The organism is Streptomyces sp. NPDC060064 (assembly GCF_042736455.1).
Classification (GTDB): domain Bacteria; phylum Actinomycetota; class Actinomycetes; order Streptomycetales; family Streptomycetaceae; genus Streptomyces.
The window spans coordinates 61161-82321 of record NZ_JBHWWF010000033.1 but is presented as its reverse complement, the minus strand read 5'-3'; the positions used below and the strand labels follow the sequence as shown (position 1 = coordinate 82321).

The following is a 21161-nucleotide window of genomic DNA, read 5'->3' as shown; positions in this document are numbered from 1 at the left end:
CCTGTGTGTCGGGTGGCCGCCCTTTGCGTGCGTACGGGCCTTCCAGGGCCCGTGTGGGCCGTTACCGGGGGCTGCGCCCTCAGACCCCACGTACGCCCTTCGGACGTGTCCTCAATCGCCGGACGGGCTGAAGGATCCGGGATCGCAATTCAGCCTCGCCGGCGTTTGAGGCGCAGAGGCCTGGCGTCGCAAATCAGCCCCGCCGGCGTTTGAGGCGCGGGGGTCCGGGGGCGGAGCCCCCGGGGGTCAGATGAGCGCGCCGCCGGGGAGTTCGACCTTCGCACCCAGCTTCTCGAGCTTCTCCATGAAGTTCTCGTAGCCGCGGTTGATCAGGTCGATACCGTGCACCCGCGAGGTACCCTGCGCCGCCAGCGCCGCGATCAGGTACGAGAAGCCACCGCGCAGGTCAGGGATGACCAGGTCCGCGCCCTGGAGCTTCGTCGGGCCCGACACGACCGCCGAGTGCAGGAAGTTGCGCTGACCGAAGCGGCAGTCCGAGCCGCCCAGGCACTCGCGGTAGAGCTGGATGTGCGCACCCATCTGGTTGAGCGCGGAGGTGAATCCCAGCCGCGACTCGTACACCGTCTCGTGGACGATGGACAGGCCCGCCGCCTGGGTCAGCGCCACCACCAGCGGCTGCTGCCAGTCGGTCTGGAAACCGGGGTGTACGTCCGTCTCCAGGGCGATCGCGTTGAGCGAGCCGCCCGGGTGCCAGAAGCGGATGCCTTCGTCGTCGATCTCGAAGGCGCCGCCGACCCTCCGGTACGTGTTCAGGAACGTCATCATCGAGCGCTGCTGCGCGCCGCGCACATAGATGTTGCCCTCGGTCGCCAGCGCCGCCGACGCCCAGGACGCCGCCTCCAGGCGATCCGGGATGGCCCGGTGGGTGTAGCCGCCGAGCTTGTCGACACCGGTGATCCGGATGGTCCGGTCGGTGTCCATGGAGATGATCGCGCCCATCTTCTGCAGTACGCAGATGAGGTCCTCGATCTCCGGCTCCACCGCGGCGTTGGAGAGCTCGGTGACGCCCTCCGCCAGTACCGCCGTCAGCAGCACCTGCTCCGTCGAGCCGACCGACGGGTACGGAAGGCGGATCTTGCAGCCACGCAGCCGCTGCGGGGCCTCCAGGTACTGGCCGTCCGCACGCTTCTCGATCGTCGCGCCGAACTGGCGCAGCACCTCGAAGTGGAAGTCGATCGGCCGGCCGCCGATGTCGCAGCCGCCCAGGCCCGGAATGAAGGCATGGCCGAGCCGGTGCAGCAGCGGGCCGCAGAACAGGATCGGGATGCGTGAGGAGCCCGCATGCGCATCGATGTCAGCGACGTTCGCGCTCTCGACGTGCGACGGGTCGAGCACCAGCTCACCAGGCTCGTCGCCGGGCCGGACCGTCACTCCGTGCAACTGCAGCAGTCCGCGTACGACGCGCACATCACGGATGTCGGGCACATTGCGCAGCCGGCTCGGCTCACTGCCGAGCAGGGCGGCGACCATCGCCTTGGGCACGAGGTTCTTCGCGCCGCGAACGCGGATCTCGCCCTCCAGCGGGGTTCCGCCGTGGACAAGCAGTACATCGTCTGTGCCGGTCATGAATCTCGCGTTCCGGAGTGGTCGGACGGGGGGCCAGTGAAAAGGGTAAGGGGCGTACACCCCTGTCCCGTAAGGCCAAGGACGGTCCTGGGACGTAATGAATTGGGCACAACACGTTCAGTCCGCGTGCCTGTGCGGAGCGTCACCACCGGGCCTTCCGGAGTCGGCGGCGTCCGCCGTGCCCTGAGCTGCGTCGGCTCACACTGTGCCCCGCGCTCCCCGCGGAGGGCGAAGATGCGGGATCATGTCTCGCATGACCGAGGTGTCCTCGCTCACAGGGCGGCTACTTGTCGCCACACCCGCCCTCGCGGACCCGAATTTCGACCGGGCGGTGATTCTGCTGCTCGACCACGACGACGAGGGCTCGCTCGGCGTCGTCCTCAACCGGCCGACGCCGGTGGTCGTCGGCGACATCCTGGAGTCCTGGGCCGCACTGGCGGGTGAGCCCGGCGTGGTCTTCCAGGGCGGCCCGGTCTCGCTCGACGCCGCGCTCGGTGTCGCCGTGATCCCGGGCGACGAGGGGCCGCTGGGCTGGCGGCGGGTGTACGGCGCGATCGGTCTTGTCGACCTGGAGACGCCGCCGGAGCTGCTCGGTGCGGCGCTGGGCTCACTGCGGATCTTCGCGGGGTACGCAGGGTGGGGGCCGGGCCAGTTGGAGGACGAACTGAACGGCGGCGCCTGGTACGTCGTCGAGTCGGAGCCGGGTGATGTGTCGTCGCCGCGGCCGGAGAGCCTGTGGCGGGCGGTGCTGCGGCGGCAGCGCAGCGAACTGGCGATGTTCGCGACGTATCCGGACGACCCGTCGCTCAACTGACCTCCCGCGACGTGCCGCGGCCTCCCGTGACCTCCCGCTGACCTCCGACGCGGACGGCGCCCGGGCGCGGGTGGGGCCCCGTGGCGGCCGGTGGGGCGTCGACGTGAGTACCCTTGGAGCTCATGAGCACTCTTGAGCCCGAGCGCGGGACAGGCACGGGAACCCTCGTGGAGCCGACGCCCCAGGTGTCGAACGGCGACGGCGACCACGAGCGCTTCGCCCATTACGTCCAGAAGGACAAGATCATGGCGAGTGCCCTCGACGGCACTCCCGTGGTGGCACTGTGCGGGAAGGTCTGGGTGCCGGGGCGCGACCCCAAGAAGTACCCCGTCTGCCCGATGTGCAAGGAGATCTACGAGTCCATGGGCCCTGGCGGCGACAAGGACAAGGGCGGCAAGGACAAGAAGTAACTCCTCGGGTCCTGCCGTCGTGAACGGCCCCCGGGGTGCGCATGCGTGCGTACCCCGGGGGCCGTTTGCGTGCGTGCTCCCGTTGCACGGGGTGCAGCTGCCGGTCACAGAGTGGTTGAGACCTCTTGTCCGGTTGTTTGCCCGGCTCTAGCCTCCTGCGTGTTGTGCAGAACGAAACGTACGTTGCACATGTTGCAACGCCTACTCGTAGGGGACAACGCATGAAGCTGTCTGCCCGAATTGCCGCCCCCGCCGCGGCACTTGTGCTGGCGGGCCTCACCGCCACCGCCTGCGCCCCTCAGACCTCCGACAACAGCGCCAAGAAGGACGAGAAGACCGGCACCCTGCGCGTCTGGCTCTTCCAGGAGGTCAACAACAAGCCGAAGGAGCAGGTCGTCGACGCCGCCGTCGCCGCGTTCGGCAAGGAGCACAAGGACGTAAAGGTCGAGATCGAGTACATACCGGTCGAGACCCGCGCCCAGAAGATCAAGGCCGCCTTCAACGACCCGAAGAGCGCGCCGGATCTGATCGAGTACGGCAACACCGACACGGCCGGATACGTCAAGGACGGCGGACTCGCGGACGTCAGCGCGGAGTTCACCGCCTGGGACGAGGCCAAGGACACCGACCCGACCGCCAGGCAGTCGGTCACGGTCGGCGGCAAGATCTACGGCGCGCCGCTCTTCGTCGGCGTACGCGCGCTGTACTACCGCACCGATGTCTTCAAGGAGCTGGGCATCGCTGCGCCCAAGACCCAGGACGAGCTGGTCGCCACCGCCAAGAAGATCCACAAGGCGAAGCCGGAGCTGTACGGGCTCGCGGTCGGCGGCGCGTACACCTATGGCGCGATGCCGTTCATCTGGGCGCAGGGTGGCGAGCTCGCCGAGGAGAGCGGCGGTTCGTACAAGGCGGCCATCAACAGCCCGGCCGCACAGAAGGGCATCACGGCGTACACCTCGCTCTTCGGCGACGACAACTGTCCGGCCGCGAAGTGCGCCTCGATGGGCGGCAACGCGACCGTGACGGCCTTTGCCTCCGGCAAGGCGGCGATGGTGATCGGCGGCGACTTCAGCCACCAGGCGGTGGAGGCGGGCTCGGTGAAGGGCAAGTACGCGGTGGTGCCGCTGCCGGGCCTGAAGGCGGGCGAGACGGCGCCGGCCTTCGCGGGCGGCAACAACATCGGCGTACTGAAGAGCAGTTCGCACCGCACGCCGGCGGTGGACCTGATGAAGCAGTTCGCGGGCAAGGAGACGCAGCGCAGGCTGTTCGACGCGATGGGCTTCCTGCCGACGTACACGGATGTCCGGTCGGAGGTGGCGAAGAAGGAGCCGTTCGTCGACCCCTTCGTCAGGACCCTGGGCGCGGGAGCCAAGTTCGTCCCGGCCTCACCGGGCTGGGGTCGGATCGACGCGTCGCTGGTGCTGCCGACGATGTTCCAGGAAATCGTGAGCGGCAAGAAGGACGTGGTGGCGGCGTCGGGTGACGCGGCGAAGAAGATGGACGCGGCGTTCGCTGCCGCGGGCTGAACGCGATGACGAACGGTACGAACCGGGGTCCGGACGCCCCGGACGCCCCGGACAGCGAGGGGGCAGCGGTGCCTGTTGCCGAGGCGGGCGTCCCGGATGGTTCGGGCCCGCGCGCAGTCGGTGCTCCTGCGTCGGCCGACACGGCGGCGTCCGCAGTCGGGGCCGGCGCGTCGACCGACGCCTCGGTCGACACCGACAGCGCGGGCGTCCGAGACGTCCCGGGCCCGCGCGTCGGGACCTCCACGGCCGGCCGGTCCGGCGCAGCCGCCTCGGGGCGCAAGGGCGGTCCGGACGGCCCGCAGGGTGCCCAGGGTGCCGGGAAGGCGCGCGCATACCGTGGGCCCCGGCGCGGACAGGGGCGCGGGGGCTGGACGCCGTGGCTCTACCTCGCGCCCGCGCTCGTCGTCCTCGGCGGGCTGCTCGTCTATCCCATCTACCAGCTCGGCCTGATCTCCTTCCTGGAGTACACCCAGGCCCAGGTCAGCGGCGGCGAACCGACCACCTTCCAGGGGCTCGGCAACTACCGCACCCTTTTCGCCGACAGCCAGTTCTGGCAGGTCCTGCTCGCGACCCTGGTCTTCGCCGCCTCCTGCGTCGTCACCACGCTCGCCGTGGGCTGCGGCCTCGCCGTCCTGCTGACACGCGTACGGGCCCTGCCCCGTCTCGCGCTGATGCTGGCCGCGCTCGGCGCATGGGCCACCCCGACCATCACCGGGTCCACGGTCTGGGTCTTCCTCTTCGACCCGGACTACGGACCCGTCAACCGGCTCCTCGGCCTCGGCGACTTCTCGTGGACGTACGGGCGCTACAGCGCCTTCGCGCTCGTGCTCCTCGAAGTCGTGTGGTGCTCATTCCCGTTCGTGATGGTGACGGTGTACGCGGGCATCAAGGCGATCCCCGGAGAGGTACTGGAGGCGGCCTCGCTCGACGGCGCCTCGCAATGGCGGATCTGGCGCTCCGTCACCGCCCCGATGCTCCGCCCCATTCTCGTCGTCGTCACCATCCAGTCGATCATCTGGGACTTCAAGGTCTTCACCCAGATTTATGTGATGACGAACGGCGGAGGCATCGCCGGACAGAATCTCGTGCTCAATGTGTACGCCTATCAGAAAGCCTTCGCCTCCTCGCAGTACAGCCTGGGCTCGGCGATCGGCGTCGTGATGCTGCTGATTCTGCTCGCGGTCACCCTCGTATATCTGCGACTGCTGCGACGCCAGGGAGAAGAGCTGTGAGCCTGCCCCGCATCCACCGCCCCTGGCGCCTCGCCGCCGAGGCATCCACGCTCGTCATCGCGGTCGTCGTGGCCTTCCCGCTGTACTGGATGGTGCTCTCCGCCCTCAAGCCGGCAGGCGAGATCCAGTCGACCGAGGCACGGCCCTGGACGCTTTCCCCTTCGCTCGACTCTTTCCGCCGCGTCTTCGAACAGCAGGAATTCGGCCGTTATTTCCTCAACAGCCTGTTCGTCGCGGGGGTGGTGGTCGTCGTCTCCGCACTGATCGCCTTCCTGGCGGCGACGGCGGTCACCCGGTTCCGCTTCAAGTACCGCACCACCCTGCTGATCATGTTCCTCGTCGCGCAGATGGTGCCGATCGAGGCGCTGACGATCCCGCTGTTCTTCCTCATGCGGGACTTCGGTCAGCTGAACACCCTCGGCTCGCTGATCCTGCCGCATATCGCCTTCTCGTTGCCGTTCGCGATCTGGATGCTGCGCGGCTTTGTGAAGGCGGTCCCCGATGCGCTGGAGGAGGCGGCGTACATCGACGGCGCGAGCCGGACGCGCTTCCTGTGGCAGATCCTCTTCCCGCTGGTCTTCCCGGGGCTGGTGGCGACGAGCGTGTTCTCGTTCATCTCGACCTGGAACGACTTCCTGTTCGCCAAGTCCTTCATCATCAGCGACACCTCGCAGTCGACGCTGCCGATGGCGCTGCTGGTCTTCTTCAAGCCGGACGAGAACGACTGGGGCGGGATCATGGCAGCGTCTACCGTGATGACCGTGCCGGTGCTCGTCTTCTTCGTACTCGTACAGCGACGTCTGGTCTCCGGACTCGGCGGCGCGGTGAAGGACTGACGCGATGACCTCCGCAGAGAGCTCCACATCGACCTCCGCATCGACCTCCGCATCGACCTCCGCATCGACCGCCACAGAGACCTCTACGCCGACTTCCACGGATCTGGTTCCGGCGCCGCGGACTGTCGACGGTCCGCACCGCACCCCCTTCGTTTTCGCTACCGGTACCGCACTTGCCGCGGCTCCCGGCACGGAGGGCGTCGCCCGCTGGCTCCGTACGGTCGTGGGCACCGCCCTCGGCCGCGATCTGCCCCCGGGCGCGGCCGGAGCCGACCACACCATCACGCTGCTGATCGATCCGTCCCTGGCGCCCGAGGCCTACCGCCTCACGGTCTCGTCGGCCGTCGAGATCGTGGGCGGCAGCTCCGCCGGGGTGTTCTGGGGAGCCCAGACGTTGCGCCAACTCCTCGGTCCTGATGCGCACCGACGGGCGTGCCCGGACCCGGAAGCCCGGCGAGGCGTCCCGCACCAGGTCATCGAGGACAGCCCCCGCTTCCCCTGGCGCGGCCTCATGCTCGACGTCTCACGGCACTTCCTGCCGAAGGACGACGTCCTGCGCCACCTCGACCTCCTCGCCGCCCACAAGCTCAACGTCTTCCACTTCCACCTCACCGACGACCAGGGCTGGCGCATCGAGATCAAACGCCATCCGAGGCTGACGGAAGTCGGTGCCTGGCGGGAACGCACCAAATACGGCCACCGCGCTTCCGCGCTCTGGGACGAGAGGCCGCACGGCGGTTACTACACCCAGGACGACATCCGCGAAATCGTCGCGTACGCCGCCGAGCGGCATATCACCGTCGTCCCCGAGATCGACATCCCCGGCCACTCGCAGGCCGCCATCGCCGCGTATCCGGAACTGGGCAACACCGACGTCATCGACACAACCACCCTCTCCGTCTGGGACAACTGGGGTATCAACCCGAACGTACTCGCCCCCACTGACAACACCCTCCGCTTCTACGAGGGCGTCTTCGAGGAGGTCCTCGGCCTCTTCCCCGCCACCTTCATCCACATCGGCGGCGACGAGTGCCTGAAGGACCAGTGGAAGGTCTCTCCGGCCGCCCAGGCCCGTATCAAGGAACTCGGCCTGGCCGACGAGGACGAGCTCCAGTCCTGGTTCATCAGGCACTTCGACAGCTGGCTCGCCGACCGCGGCCGCCGTCTCATCGGCTGGGACGAGATCCTCGAGGGCGGCCTCGCCCCGGGCGCCGCCGTCTCTTCCTGGCGTGGATACGCCGGCGGCATCGCCGCGGCCGAAGCAGGACACGACGTCGTCATGTGCCCCGAGCAGCAGGTGTACTTGGACCACCGCCAGCACGGCGGCCCCGACGAGCCGATGCCCATCGGCTATGTACGCACCCTCGAGGACGTCTACCGCTTCGAGCCCGTGCCCCCGTCCCTGTCGCCCGAGGCCGCCGCACACATCCTCGGCACCCAGGCCAACGTCTGGACCGAGGTGATGCAGGACCGTTCCCGCGTCGACTACCAGGTCTTCCCGCGGCTCGCCGCCTTCGCCGAGGTCGCCTGGTCCGCACTCCCTGCGCCCGCCGAGCGCGACTTCGCGGACTTCGAGCGGCGAATGACCGCCCACTACGCGCGCCTTGACGCGCTCGGTGTCGATTACCGCCCGCCCGGCGGCCCGTTGCCGTGGCAGAAGCGACCCGGCGTGATCGGACGCCCGATCGAGGGTGCGCCCCCAAACGTGTGAGCCCGGTGTAAAGCTGTGTGTCCTGCGCCGCAGAGCCTGGGACCGTGGAAGCCCGTAAGGAATAAGTCGTACAAGGCTCGCCGAAGAGTGGCAATCCGCACGTGGCGGCGATGGTGTTGCAAATCGGACCATCGTCACGAGTGGGTGCATCCGGTGCGGATGTGCCCTTCGCGGACCCTCTCGTCGGTCGGCTCGGAAGATGTGCCAGAGTTGCCACGTCCGGGCTGTGAGCACGTACGGTACGGCAACACAGGCGGGACAGCCGGGACACCGGGAAGGGGCAGCTGGGTGACCACGCACGCACCGCAGGCGGCGCAGTCGGTGACGCTGCCGGCCTCGCTCGACGAGGCCGTGGCGGCGCTCGACGCCATGCCCGCCGCCGTGCCCGTCGCCGGCGGTACGGACCTCATGGCCGCCGTCAACAAGGGCCAACTCCGCCCCGCGGGCCTCGTCGGCCTCGGCCGTATCAGCGAGATCCGCGGCTGGCGCTACATGGACGGGCACGCGCTGCTCGGCGCCGGACTCACCCACGCCCGGATGGGACGGCCCGACTTCGCGGCCCTCATCCCCGCGCTGGCCGCGTCCGCGCGCGCCGCGGGCCCGCCCCAGATCCGTAACGCGGGCACGCTCGGCGGCAATATCGCCACCGCCGCCCCCACCGGCGACGCCCTGCCCGTACTGGCCGCCCTCGAGGCGGACCTGGTGATCGCGGGACCCGGCGGCGCACGCCGCGAGATCCCCGTCTCCCATCTGCTGGCCGGCCGCGAGATGCTCGCCCCCGCCGAACTCATCGGATTCGTCCGCGTACCCCTGCTGCACGCCCCGCAGGTCTTCCTGAAGGCGACCGGCCGGACCGGACCCGGCCGCGCCACCGCATCCGTCGCCGTCGTCCTCGACCCGGCGCGGCGCGGGGTGCGCTGCGCGGTGGGTGCGATCGCGCCGATGCCGCTGCGGCCGCTGGAGGCGGAGCGCTGGATCGCGTCGCTGATCGACTGGGACGGCGAGCGGGGCCTGGCGACGGAGGCGCTGGCGGCCTTCGGCGAGTACGTCGCGGCGGCGTGCATCCCGGATCCGGCCCCGGCCGCGCAGGGCGAGGAACCGCCCGCGCTGCCACCCGCCGTACTGCATCTGCGGCGCACCGTCGCCGCGCTGGCCCGACGTGCACTGGGGAGGGCGCTGTCGTGAGCAATGAGGACAATCCGCACGAACTGCCGCACGAGCTCCCGCCGGAGCAGGGCGGCTGGCAGCCGATTCCGCACGGCGGCGAGTACGACGCCGAGGCCACGGCTTTCCTGCAGCTGCCGCCCGAGGGCGCGCTGGACGCTGCGCCGCTCGAGGCGCCGGGCCACGGCTACGTACCGCCGATGATCACGCCACTGACGCCGGCCGACGCGACGGATCCGGCGGCGACGGGCACATGGGCCGCGCACCAGGCGGACGGGGAGCCGGCCGCGGTGCGGTGGCCGGAACCGGCGTCCGGGTACACGGGGCCCGCCGACCCGCACGCCACGGGCCAGTGGACCTTCAACGAGACCGAGCCGGTCCAGGCCGCCTCGGAGCTGACCGGCCAGTGGACGATTCCGGTGGCGGGCGGCGACCTGCCGGAGGAGTCGGGCGAGTTCACCACGACGGCGCTGCAGTCCCAGTGGGCCGATACGGCCCCCGCGACGCTGCCGGGCGGTGCGACAGCCCCGTGGGCGCCCTCGCCCGACGCCCCGGCGACGCTTCCGGGCGGAGCGCCCGCGCCGTGGGCGACGGCACAGGAGCCCGCGGCGGTCGAGGAGTCTTCGCCGGGGGAGGAGCCTTCGGCGGTGCAGGGGCCGGCCGAGTCCGAAGGAGCCCCCGAGGAGACCGCCGCAGTCCCTGAGGAGGCCGCTGCGGAAGCTCCCGCGGAGAGCCCCGAGGAGGAGCCCCTCCCCACCTCCTCCACCGGCAGCGACGAGCACCCGCCCACCTCCTACGTCCTGCGGGTCAACGGCACCGACCGCCCCGTCACCGACGCCTGGATCGGCGAATCCCTGCTCTACGTACTGCGCGAACGACTCGGTCTCGCGGGCGCCAAGGACGGCTGCTCGCAGGGCGAGTGCGGCGCGTGCAACGTCCAGGTCGACGGCCGTCTCGTCGCCTCCTGCCTGGTCCCCGCGGCGACCGCGGCGGGCTCCGAGGTGCGTACGGTCGAAGGCCTCGCCACCGACGGCGAACCCTCCGACGTCCAGCGCGCTCTGGCGGCCTGTGGCGCGGTCCAGTGCGGTTTCTGCATCCCCGGCATGGCCATGACCCTCCACGACCTCCTCGAGGGCAACCACGCCCCCACCGAGCTCGAGACGCGGCAGGCCCTGTGCGGCAATCTCTGCCGCTGCTCCGGCTACCGGGGCGTCCTCGATGCCGTACGCGAAGTGGTCGCCGAGCGCGGAGCGAGCGCCGTGGCCGCGGCGGAGGCGAGTGAGGAAGCCCGCATCCCGCACCAGGCGCCCCCCGGTGCAGGTAGTGTGCAGCTCCACCCGCACGACGGAGGCATGGCGTGAGCAACGACGCGGCCACCACTGCGACGCCCCAGGCGGTCGACGGCCCTCAGCCGCAGCCGCCCGCCCACGGCCTCGGCGCTTCCCTCCCACCGGCCGATGCCCGCGCCAAGACCGAGGGCACGTTTCCGTACGCCGCCGACCTGTGGGCCGAGGGCCTGCTGTGGGCGGCGATCCTGCGCTCCCCGCACCCGCACGCCCGTATCGGCTCGATCGACACCTCGGCGGCGCTGGACATGCCGGGAGTGCGGGCAGTGGTCACTCACGAGGACATTCCGGGTGATTCGTCGTACGGCAGGCGTATCGCCGACCGTCCCGTCTTCGCCTCCGATCTGGTCCGCCACCACGGCGAGGCGATCGCGGCGGTCGCGGCCGACCACCCCGACACGGCCCGCCTCGCGGCGGCGGCGATCGCGGTCGAGTACGAACTCCTCGAACCGGTCACCGACCCCGAGAAGGCCTTCGCCGCCGACCCACTGCACCCCGACGGCAATCTGATCCGTCACATCCCGCTCCGCTACGGCGACCCCGATGTGGCGGGCGAGGTGATCGTCGAGGGCCTCTACCGCATCGGCCGCCAGGACCCGGCCCCGATCGGAGCCGAGGCCGGCCTGGCCGTCCCGCGCCCGGACGGCGGCGTGGAGCTGTACGTCGCCTCGACCGACCCCCACACGGACCGCGATCTGGCGGCGGCGTGCTTCGGCCTGGAGCCGGACCGGGTGAAGGTCGTCGTCACGGGCGTCCCGGGCGCGACGGGCGACCGCGAGGACCCCGGCTTCCAACTCCCGCTCGGCCTGCTGGCGTTGAAGACGGGCTGCCCGGTCAAGCTCACGGCCACCCGCGAGGAGTCCTTCCTCGGCCACGCCCACCGCCACCCCACGCTGCTGCGCTACCGCCACCACGCGGACGCGGAGGGCCACCTGATCAAGGTCGAGGCCCAACTGCTGCTGGACGCGGGCGCGTACGCCGACGCCTCCTCCGAATCGCTCGCGGCGGCGGTCGCCTTCGCCTGCGGCCCGTACGTCGTCCCGCACGCCTTCATCGAGGGCTGGGCGGTCCGTACGAACAACCCTCCCTCGGGCCATGTGCGCGGCGAGGGAGCGATGCAGGTGTGCGCGGCCTACGAGGCCCAGATGGACAAACTGTCCGCGAAGCTCGGCCTCGACCCCACCGAACTCCGCCTCCGCAACGCCCTTGCCACCGGCGACATCCTCCCCACCGGCCAGACGGTCACCTGCCCCGCGCCTGTCGCGGAACTCCTGCACGCCGTACGGGACTTCCCGCTCCCCGACCTCCCCAAGGACTCACCGGAGAACGACTGGCTGCTCCCGGGCGGCCCGGAGGGCGCGGGCGAACCGGGAGCGATCCGCCGCGGCGTCGGCTACGCACTGGGCATGGTCCACATGCTCGGCGCGGAAGGCACCGACGAAGTCTCCACAGCCACGGTCAAGGTCCACGACGGAATCGCGACCGTCATCTGCGCGGCAGTGGAAACGGGCCAGGGCTTCGCCACGCTCGCCCGCCAGATCGTCCAGGAGACGCTGGGCATCGAAGAGGTCCGCGTGGCCTCGGTCGACACGGACCAGCCCCCGGCGGGCCCGGCGGCCCACGGCCGCCACACGTGGGTCTCGGGCGGCGCGGTCGAGAGGGCCGCGAAGATGGTCCGCACCCAGCTACTGCAGCCCCTGGCCCACAAGTTCGGCATGTCCACGGAGCTGCTCCAGATCACCGACGGCAAGATCACGTCGTACGACGGTGTCCTCTCGACCACCGTCACGGAGGCGATGGACGGCAAGGAGCTATGGGCAACGGCCCAGTGCCGCCCCCATCCGACCGAACCTCTCGACGACTCGGGCCAGGGAGACGCTTTCGTGGGCCTCGCCTTCTGCGCGATCCGCGCGGTGGTGGACGTCGACATCGAACTGGGCTCGGTCCGCGTGGTCGAAATGGCGGTGGCCCAGGACGTGGGCCGCGTCCTGAACCCGGCCCAACTGAACGCCCGCATCGAAGCCGGCGTCACCCAGGGCGTCGGCACGGCCCTGACAGAAAACCTCCGCACGGCCCGCGGCCTGGTCCGCCACCCGGACCTGACGGGCTACGCACTCCCGACATCTCTTGACGCTCCGGACATTCGCATCGTGAAACTGGTCGAGGAACGGGACGTGGTGGCCCCCTTCGGAGCCAAGCCGGCAAGCGCGGCCCCGGTGGTGACCTCCCCGGCGGCGGTGGCGTCGGCGGTACGCGCGGCAACGGGGCGCCCGATCAACAGGCTGCCGATAAGGCCGCAGGCGGCGGTGGCTGTTCCCAACTCGTGACCGTGTGACGCTCATTGCACGTGCAATCCAAGGGTGCGCACTGTCACTGAGGCTCGGTACAGTGATCCCTGTAGACGTGTGTAAACGGGGAGGCGTTCGTGGCGGAGGACAACGGCACAGGGGCGGTAGCGGCGGCGGGGGCGCTGGGGGCGATGGGGTTGATCCCCTTTGCGGGCAGCGCTATGGCGGCGGCGAAGATGGTCGCCGACATGGAGTCGATGTCGACCTTCAAGAAGGAGGTCGACAAGATCCTTGTTGACCTTGAAGGCTCCGATGCCGCACCGGACAAGGTCTCGGCTGAGCGGCTGGAGCGGAGCCACCTGGGCAAGCCCGAGTTCAGGGAGAGCGCGTACCTCTACGGCGCCTACTCGATCGTCCACGACGAGCTTGAGAAGCTCTCCAAGATTCTGGCGTTGCAGATCGACGGCCTGAGTATCGCCGTGCAGGCTTCTCAGGAGGGCTACGAGAACATCGACTACGACATCCGGCAGCGTATGCGGCGGCTCGCCAGCGAGACGGCGCCGCAGCGCCAGGACCAGGCGCAGCAGAGCGGTGTCAACCACGCGGGTGGCGGCGGTTCGCAGTCTGGCACCGAAGAGTACGAGGTCTGATGAACACGGGGACGGGGAAGGCAGGAATGGTGGTTCGCCATGGCTGACGATGCACAGACCGGACGTAAGACGCCGGAACTTGTGGAGACGGACTTCCACTCCAAGACGCACGATGAGCTGCTGGCCATGATCGAGGGAACAAAGGCCGAGTCGGCAGCGGAACTTGCCAAGAAGCTGTCCAAGGCGGCGTCCATGATCACGCGAGTCGGTGAGGGCATGAAGGCCCATATGACTCGGGTCGTATGGGAGGGCGAAGGCGGCCAAGCATTCAAGGACTGGGGCCACAAGGCGGCCATGGCCACGCTGGAGCTCGGCAAGTACAGCGAAGGCGCCTCGATGGCGCTTGAGCAAGTTGCCACCGCCATCGCCCAGGCGAACACCGCGGTACCGAAGAAGGACGGGTCGCTCGAAACGCAGGCGAAGGAAGCCCAAGAGCTCTTGAGGGCGGCGCAGAAGGATGGCGGCGCCGGCGATATGTCCAAGACCAGCAAGCAGCTTCACACTGCCCAGGCCGAGATGGAGAGGCGACGCCTCGAGGCGGCCGACCAACTGAGGAAGTTGGGGCAGACCTACACGCACTCCGGGCAGCAGATCATGAGCATGCACCCGCCGGAGTTCCCGCCGCCGCCGGGACGGTTCGTGCCGGCGGCGAAGAGCCTGAACAGCTCGGAGTCCGTTGGTGACTCTGGTACCGCCGCTGGAAGCCGTCGATCGTCTGCTGATTTGTACTCGCAGTCAGAGCGATCCGTCTCTCCCACCAATGAGACGTCAGCAAGGGCGAACGTCCCTCCGGCTACCGTCTCGCCTCATGCCGCCGTGCCTGATCGTCCTGTCGGCATGGAGATCGACGGAATTGCGACTTTGCCTCCGCCGGTGTCGACGCCGCCGCCGGTTACACCGGGCCTCGCTCCGCCGCCCAGTGGGCATGAGGGCCCGGGCATCCTGCCGCCAGGGACGATCCCCCCGGCGTTCGGTGGGAGCAAGACAGCCATGCCCAGCACCACTGCGCCCGGGAGGGCGCTTCCCAGTGCCCGAGGTCTCGGGGTGCCCGGACAGGCGGGTATCAACTCACGAATGCCGCGTGAAGGCATCGTCGGTGGCCGTCCTGTCGCGCCGAACACGGGTCGTCCCACCGGTGGGATTCCCCGAGGCACGGTGATCGGCAATGAAAACACCACAGGCCGCGGGCCGATGGGTCGCGGTGGCATGGGCGGCATGCATGGCGGAGGTCCTATGGGAGGTGGGGGCCAGAGCGGCATCTCGGGTGGGCGTCGCCTGGCATCCGAGGCGGGCGGCGTTGTCGGAGGTCGGCCTCAGCAGCCCGGAAAGAACAGCGCCCGGCCCTTCACGCCAGGGGGCTCGGGCCTGGTCCGAGGTGCTAACCCGAACTCCGCCGAGGGTGCGCATCCCGGACAGGCAGGCCGGGGCGGAGCGATCCCTCCTGGGACGCACGGTGCCAACTCTCGCCGTGATGAGCAGAGCGGCGAGCGCCCGGACTACTTGTTGGAAGACGAAGAAACCTGGCAACAGGGCGGTCGCCGCATTGTGCCGCCGGTCATCGACTAACCCGTACTAACACGGGGAGAGGGAACTGATGCACACCAGTAGCCGTCCAGTAGCGAAGCATGGCCGCGCAGTGTCCGCCGCCTTGGGCATGCTGCTGGTGGGCATCGCCGCAGCTCCTGCCCACGCGGAGAGCATCCGCGATCAGCAGTGGCATCTGGACGTGATGCATGCCGACGAGATGTGGCGAACCAGTAAGGGCAAGGGCGTCACTGTCGCCGTGATTGATACTGGTGTCGACGATCGCCTGTTGGACCTACATGGACAGGTCCTCCCAGGGCTCGACCTTTCGGAGCAGCCGGGTGACGAGAACTCGGACTACGAGGGGCATGGCTCGGGAATGGCCGCCATGATCGCAGGAACAGGCAAGCGGCCAGGAGGGAAGGGCTCATTCGGTCTTGCTCCCGAGGCCAAGATCCTTCCGATCAGGCTACCCAAGCCCAATGAAGGCACTAAGTTGGCGTTCAACCCTGAGCTGTGGAATGCATCGCTCAGTAAAGGGATTCGTTACGCAGCGGATTCCGGCGCACGAGTCATCAATATTTCGCAGGGCGATAAAGAATCATCGGACGAAGTCGCCGAGGCGGTGAAGTATGCCCTCGGTAAGGGCTCTCTGATTTTTGCGGCTGTCGGCAATGATGGTGAAAAGGGAAACCCGGTCATGTACCCGGCGGCAACCCCGGGCGTCGTCGGAGTAGCTGCGTTTGATAAGAACGGCCGGACAACGAAGGAATCGGAGCGAGGGCCGCAGGTAGACCTTGTGGCACCCGGTGAAGACATCTTCGCCGCGTGCGGTGGAGGGACGCAGATCTGCAAGAGTCACGGAACCAGCGATGCCACCGCTCTCGCATCCGCCTCTGCCGCGCTGATCTGGTCCAAGTATCCGCAATGGACCAATAACCAGGTCCTCCGCGTTGTGATCAACACGGCTGGAAAAGCAAAGAGCGGCAAAGCCCGTACCGACGCCGGAGGGTATGGAGCCGTACGCCCCCGCATTGCCCTGAAGACCCCCGGCGACCCGGGCCCCGCCGACGAGTACCCCCTCCCGGACTTCGCGGCCGCTGCCCCCAAGTCGCCCTCCCCGGACGCCTCGAAGGCCACGGGCGGCACCGGGACCGACAAGAGCCAGCCCGGTGCCCCGGCGTCCGCGTCCAAGGACGACAGCAACACCGGCCTCTTCATCGCACTCGGCATCGGCGCGGCTGCCCTCATTGGCGCGGCAGTCGCCATCCCCGTCATTCGCTCCCGCCGGCGCAACGAGGGTGTCCCGTCGGCTCCGCCCTTCCCGCCCCACGCTGATCAACAGCAGCCGCAGTACCCGGCCTACGGCCCGCCGCCGGTCGGCCAGAACCACCCGCACCCGGGTCCGCCCGGACCTGGTCAGCCAGGGTGACGTAGCTGTCTTCATTGAGTCTCTGCGCCCTTGTGGCCAGGAACGTCGGGTGGTCGGGCCGCCGGCGGTGATCCCTCCCGGAATCCCCATTGCACTTGCGCATGGTGGTGTCGTCTCCGATAGCGTTTTCACGCGCGACATGCGGTGTGGGATGAACGTGACAAGACGGGGGAGAGGCGTGGCGAGCGAGACGCAGCCGCAAAGTCTGCAGCATCTGATCGACCTAGAAGGGCGTCAGGCAGCAGGGAGTCAGCTAGCGGGATCCATTTCTGCGAACGGTTGGTGAGCGGGGGGTGCCCAAGCCCGAGGGCTCGGGCACCGTGCTACCCGGGTTGATCCTGCCCGCGTTCGGTGGGAGCAAGACAGCCATGCCCAGCACCACTGCGCCCGGGAGGGCGCTTCCCAGTGCTCGGGGTCTCGGGGTGCCCGGACAGGCGGGCATCAACTCACGAATGCCGCGTGAAGGCATCGTCGGTGGCCGTCCTGTCGCGCCGAACACGGGTCGTCCCGCCGGTGGGATTCCCCGAGGCACGGTAATCGGCAATGAAAACACCACAGCCCGCGGGCCGATGGGTCGCGGTGGCACGGGCGGCATGCATGGCGGAGGTCCCATGGGAGGCGCCGGCCAGAGCGGCATCTCCGGTGGGCGTCGCCTGGCGTCCGAGACAGGCGGCGTTGTCGGAGGACGACAGCAGAAGCCCGGGCAGAACAGCGCTCGTCCCTTCACACCCGGCGGCTCGGGCCTGGTCCGAGGGGCGAACTCTGAAGGTGGCGTACACCCTGGGCAGGCGGGCCGAGCGGGCGCAGTCCCCCCGGGATCGCACGGTTCCAACTCCCGCCGTGACGAGCGGAACGGCGAGCGCCCGGACTACCTGTCGGAGGACGAAGAGACGTGGCAGCAGGGCGGCCGCCGCGTAGTCCCGCCGGTCATCGACTGATCCAGAGCTGAAACTGTCAGAAGGAAGAGATGCGAACCACCAGCAGCAAGCGATTTGTCCGGCCCACTGCCGTTGCGTCGGCTGCATTGGGATTGTTGCTGGTGGGCATCGCAGCGACTCCCGCGCACGCAGAGGGCGCGCGAGATCAGCAGTGGCACCTGGACACGATGAAGGCTGACGAGATGTGGAAGGTCAGCACCGGGAAAGGCGTCACTGTTGCCGTAATCGACAGTGGCGTGGACAAGAACCTTCCCGATCTCCGAGGACAAGTGCTCCCCGGCCTCGACCTCTCCAACAAGCCCGGTGACGAATACTCTGACTACGACGGGCACGGGAGTGGTATTGCTGCGATGATCGCAGGCAGGGGGAGTGGGTCAGGCAGCAAGGGGGCGATCGGGCTCGCTCCAGGCGCCAAGATCCTTCCTATCCGGATGCCCACGGAGACTGAGGGCACCAAGCTGGCTTGGAATCCGGAGCTGTTTAACAAGTCCCTCAGTAAGGCGATTCGCCATGCTGCGGATTCAGGTGCGAAGGTGGTCAACATCGCGTTGGCCGTACCGGAGACGACGGACGAAGTCGCGGAATCGGTGAAGTACGCCCTGAGCAAGGGTTCTTTGATCTTTGCTGGTGTTGGCAACAGCGGAGACGAGGCGAACCCGGTGCTGTACCCGGCCGCAGTCCCGGGTGTCATCGGCATGGCGGCCTTCGACAGGAATATCAAGGCGACGAAGGAATCGGAGCGAGGGCCGCAAGTAGATCTCGTTGCACCGGGTGACGAGATTATTCACGCCTGCCCCGGGAGTACACAGGTTTGCCGGAGCCACGGCACCAGTGACGCGACCGCCCTCGCTTCGGCTTCCGCCGCGCTGATCTGGTCCAAGTACCCGAAATGGACCAATTACCAAGTCCTTCGCGTCATGATCAATACGGCTGGGAAGCCAAAGAGCGGTGCAGTCCGGTCAGACTTCATTGGGTATGGAGCCGTCCGTCCGCGCATCGCGCTGAAGACCCCCGGCGACCCGGGACCGGCAGACGAGTACCCCCTCCCGGACCTCGCGGCAGCCGCTCCCAAGGCCCCCTCGCCGGAAGCCTCCAAGCCCGCTGGCGGATCCGAGACGGAAAAGGACCAGCCTGCCGCCACCGCTCCAGCCGCGTCCAAGGACGACAGCAACACCGGCCTCTTCATCGCACTCGGCATCGGCGCGGCTGCCCTCATTGGCGCGGCAGTCGCCATCCCCGTCATTCGCTCCCGCCGACGCAACGCAGCTGTCCCGTCGGCTCCGCCCTTCCCGCCCAACGCTTATCAACAGCAGCCGCAGTACCCGGCCTACGGCCCGCCGCCGGTCGGCCAGAACCACCCGCACCCGGGTCCGCCCGGACCCGGTCAGCCTGGGTGACGTAGCTGTCTTCATTGAGTCTCTGTGCCCTTGTGGCCAGGGACGTCGGGTGGTATGGCCGCCGGCGGTGATCCCTCCCGGAATCCCCATTGCACTTGCGCATGGTGGTGTCGTCTCCGATAGCGTTTTCACGCGCGACATGCGGTGTCGGATGAACGTGACAAGACGGGGGAGAGGCGTGGCGAGCGAGACGCAGCCGCAAAGCCTGCAGCATCTGGAGGGCGAGGAGGACAAGGCCAACCTGGAATTCGAGAAGAGTGCCGCTTGGAAGCAGTTCGGCATGAGTAGTGCACTGGGAATTGGTACAGGTATTGCCGTTACTCCGTTCCTCGGTCCTGCGGCCGGAGTGGCTGCCGCTACGGCCATCCCCATGCTCGTCGACACTGGGTCAGCCGCTCTGGAAACGTACTGGGGGAATGGCTACAGCGAGGAGGCGCTCAAAAACGAAGCCGACTTTTCTAGCAAGGCAAGCTTGAATGCGGAGGACTTTGAGAACTACGGAAAGGTTCGCGCCAAAAGCCCATTGGAGAATTATATGGCATTTCATGATGTTCCTGACGGGCTGCGAACGACGTATTTTCAGGAGGCTTTGAACGCTTACGACCGCGGCGCGAACTCGGCGGACCGAACGGACGGAAACAAGTGAGGTCCCTTTACGGCATGACTGCCGTCACCCTGGGCTTGGTGGTCCTCTTGGCGGGATGTTCCGGCAGCGATGAATCACCCGCCAAGGTTAAGGCGACGGCGACTGCGACTGGGATACAGTCCAAGGATGCCTGTGGAGGGCTCTCGCCGTTGGGTAGTCAGGCGCTCGAACGAGTCACCGGGGTCAAGCAATACAGTCAGACACACTCGTCGGACATGGAGTCCTTGGCCAGCGAGGTGTCAGGCTGGCTGAAGGGTGGTCCGACGAGTCCTGCCGACTTCTGCGGAATTAAGCCTCTCGGGGTGACGAGCGAGTCTGCTGAAGCAGTTGTGCCCGACAGTGAGATGTATTTTGTGTTCGAGCGGGTTGCGAAACTTCCGCCCGCCGGAGGTGAGGCAAAGGGAAGCTTGTCGCTCCCAGTCGGACTGCAGGCAGTTGGGACTTCCGAAGGAGCCGATATCTATTTTCGGTGCACTCGATCCGGCGAAACTTCCAATCCTGAGAAAACACCCATTGTGCGCGGTAGGATTCAGTATTCTGCAACCTCCAACGCCGACGCGTATAAGGATAATGTAAAGCTTCTGCAGGATGTTACGCACAAACTGGTTGTCCAGTTGCGGTGTGAGGGAGATGCGGGGATCCCCGAGCGTTGAGCATCGGGCGTTCCAGTCGGCGTCGAGGCTGGCCTGCACGGGAGCGAGTTTCTCCGCGGAGTTGAGCGGTCGCTACAACGTCGGTGACAACGAGTTTTGCCAGACGGATGCGGACTAGCTGATGGAGCGGCTGCTTCTTCACCACAGGTCTGCTGCGGTGGTCCTGCTGGCGTTTGCGCTCTTGGGGGAGTACCGCGTGCAGCGGATCGTCGGGAGGCGACTTGCTGCCCTACCCTTTCGAGTCGAGGCGGTGGCATGCGGACCACGCTGAGAGTGCTGATAGTGCCTGCTGTCGTCGTGATGGCCGTGACGGCGGGTTGTTCCTCCGACGGCGGTGGCGGGGACAGAGCACAGGGCAAGCCGGCCGACGAGATCTGCGGGGCCTTCGCCAAGGACGACAGCAACACCGGCCTCTTCATCGCACTCGGTATCGGCGCCGCTGCCCTCATCGGCACCGCCGTCGCCGTCCCTGTCATCCGCTCCCGTCGTCGCAACGCCTGACACGTCCGGGTCGCCTTCAGGGGGTGCGCGCTGAACGCGCACCCCCTGAAGGCAGCCTCAGTCCTCGTGCGTCGTTCCGCTTGCAGACTTGCTGCCCCAACCTCCTTGCCTGCATCGCACATTCGCATCGTGCAACCTTTCGAGTGCTCAGTGGTGACGTCGACTGAACAACCCGGAGCAGGGCATGGTAACTGCCTCACAATCGGGTCTCAGACGGGGCGAGATGCCCAACTCCTCACGATCTGCCACTCATTGCGTATGCAATCCTGAGGTGCGCAGCGCCCCCCCTGCTCACTACAGTGGCTCTGAAGCTGTTGAAGCTGTTGAAGCTGTGGTAAGCGGGGAGGAAGTCTTGCTGCGAAGCGAGGGTGAGCCGAGCGTGGCTCGGAAAGCTGCTGCGCCCTCTCCGGCGGCCAGAGGTCGGCTTCAGGCCGAGCCGTGTATGCGCTTGCTCAACGCCCGCCCTCCCGGACCCGGACAGCTTTGAACATCGCGCTCAGCGCTCG

Annotated in this window: 17 protein-coding genes; 16 read left to right on the top strand and 1 reads right to left on the bottom strand. The window is 68.1% G+C overall.

What is annotated here, in order from left to right; translation table 11 throughout:
- Window positions 1-246 precede the first annotated feature (246 nt).
- Window positions 247-1587, bottom strand: a complete 1341-nt coding sequence (gene murA / locus ACFWDI_RS31600) for a UDP-N-acetylglucosamine 1-carboxyvinyltransferase (RefSeq protein WP_327323902.1) — start codon at window positions 1585-1587, stop codon at window positions 247-249.
- A gap of 253 nt (window positions 1588-1840) precedes the next feature.
- On the opposite strand from murA, the gene ACFWDI_RS31595 reads away from it, so the two are divergent.
- The 16 genes from ACFWDI_RS31595 to ACFWDI_RS31520 all read left to right on the top strand — a co-directional run bounded on the left by ACFWDI_RS31595 (window position 1841) and on the right by ACFWDI_RS31520 (window position 20655).
- Window positions 1841-2401 carry a YqgE/AlgH family protein gene (locus ACFWDI_RS31595; RefSeq protein ID WP_327323901.1) on the top strand — a complete coding sequence of 187 codons (561 nt, stop codon included), beginning with the start codon at window positions 1841-1843 and terminating at the stop codon, window positions 2399-2401.
- Window positions 2402-2523: 122 nt separating this feature from the next.
- The gene (locus tag ACFWDI_RS31590; protein WP_327323900.1) at window positions 2524-2811 is read left to right on the top strand and encodes a DUF3039 domain-containing protein; all 288 of its coding nucleotides are present in this window, start codon (window positions 2524-2526) and stop codon (window positions 2809-2811) included.
- 221 nt (window positions 2812-3032) lie between these two features.
- Window positions 3033-4337: an extracellular solute-binding protein gene (locus ACFWDI_RS31585; RefSeq protein ID WP_385309250.1), complete on the top strand. Its 1305-nt coding sequence runs from the start codon at window positions 3033-3035 to the stop codon at window positions 4335-4337.
- A gap of 5 nt (window positions 4338-4342) precedes the next feature.
- Complete coding sequence (locus tag ACFWDI_RS31580; protein WP_385309248.1) at window positions 4343-5569, top strand: ABC transporter permease subunit; 1227 nt, start codon at window positions 4343-4345, stop codon at window positions 5567-5569.
- Window positions 5530-6405 carry a carbohydrate ABC transporter permease gene (locus ACFWDI_RS31575; RefSeq protein WP_385309281.1) on the top strand — a complete coding sequence of 292 codons (876 nt, stop codon included), beginning with the start codon at window positions 5530-5532 and terminating at the stop codon, window positions 6403-6405. The genes ACFWDI_RS31580 and ACFWDI_RS31575 overlap by 40 nt, the downstream gene beginning before the upstream one ends.
- Before the next feature lie 4 nt (window positions 6406-6409).
- Window positions 6410-8116, top strand: coding sequence for a beta-N-acetylhexosaminidase (locus tag ACFWDI_RS31570; RefSeq protein WP_385309247.1), 1707 nt, complete (start codon window positions 6410-6412; stop codon window positions 8114-8116).
- Window positions 8117-8404: 288 nt separating this feature from the next.
- Window positions 8405-9301 (top strand): FAD binding domain-containing protein, encoded by an 897-nt coding sequence (locus tag ACFWDI_RS31565; RefSeq protein ID WP_385309245.1) that lies wholly within the window; start codon window positions 8405-8407, stop codon window positions 9299-9301.
- A complete protein-coding gene (locus ACFWDI_RS31560; RefSeq protein ID WP_385309243.1) occupies window positions 9298-10641 on the top strand; it encodes a 2Fe-2S iron-sulfur cluster-binding protein in 1344 nt (447 codons plus the stop codon). The genes ACFWDI_RS31565 and ACFWDI_RS31560 overlap by 4 nt, the downstream gene beginning before the upstream one ends.
- Window positions 10638-12953, top strand: coding sequence for a xanthine dehydrogenase family protein molybdopterin-binding subunit (locus ACFWDI_RS31555; protein ID WP_385309241.1), 2316 nt, complete (start codon window positions 10638-10640; stop codon window positions 12951-12953). Before ACFWDI_RS31560 ends, ACFWDI_RS31555 begins: the two co-directional genes overlap by 4 nt.
- A 98-nt stretch (window positions 12954-13051) precedes the next feature.
- Window positions 13052-13564 carry a hypothetical protein gene (locus ACFWDI_RS31550; RefSeq protein WP_385309239.1) on the top strand — a complete coding sequence of 171 codons (513 nt, stop codon included), beginning with the start codon at window positions 13052-13054 and terminating at the stop codon, window positions 13562-13564.
- 39 nt (window positions 13565-13603) lie between these two features.
- Window positions 13604-15130 carry a hypothetical protein gene (locus ACFWDI_RS31545; RefSeq protein WP_385309237.1) on the top strand — a complete coding sequence of 509 codons (1527 nt, stop codon included), beginning with the start codon at window positions 13604-13606 and terminating at the stop codon, window positions 15128-15130.
- Window positions 15131-15158: 28 nt separating this feature from the next.
- Window positions 15159-16520, top strand: a complete 1362-nt coding sequence (mycP, locus tag ACFWDI_RS31540) for a type VII secretion-associated serine protease mycosin (protein ID WP_385309235.1) — start codon at window positions 15159-15161, stop codon at window positions 16518-16520.
- Between the two features lie 967 nt (window positions 16521-17487).
- Entirely contained in the window at window positions 17488-18855 is a 1368-nt protein-coding gene (mycP, locus tag ACFWDI_RS31535; RefSeq protein ID WP_385309233.1) for a type VII secretion-associated serine protease mycosin, read from the top strand.
- Window positions 18856-19033: 178 nt separating this feature from the next.
- Window positions 19034-19501: a hypothetical protein gene (locus ACFWDI_RS31530; RefSeq protein ID WP_385309232.1), complete on the top strand. Its 468-nt coding sequence runs from the start codon at window positions 19034-19036 to the stop codon at window positions 19499-19501.
- A gap of 14 nt (window positions 19502-19515) precedes the next feature.
- Window positions 19516-20154, top strand: coding sequence for a hypothetical protein (locus ACFWDI_RS31525; RefSeq protein ID WP_385309230.1), 639 nt, complete (start codon window positions 19516-19518; stop codon window positions 20152-20154).
- Between the two features lie 255 nt (window positions 20155-20409).
- Window positions 20410-20655 (top strand): hypothetical protein, encoded by a 246-nt coding sequence (locus ACFWDI_RS31520; RefSeq protein WP_385309228.1) that lies wholly within the window; start codon window positions 20410-20412, stop codon window positions 20653-20655.
- Window positions 20656-21161 lie beyond the last annotated feature (506 nt).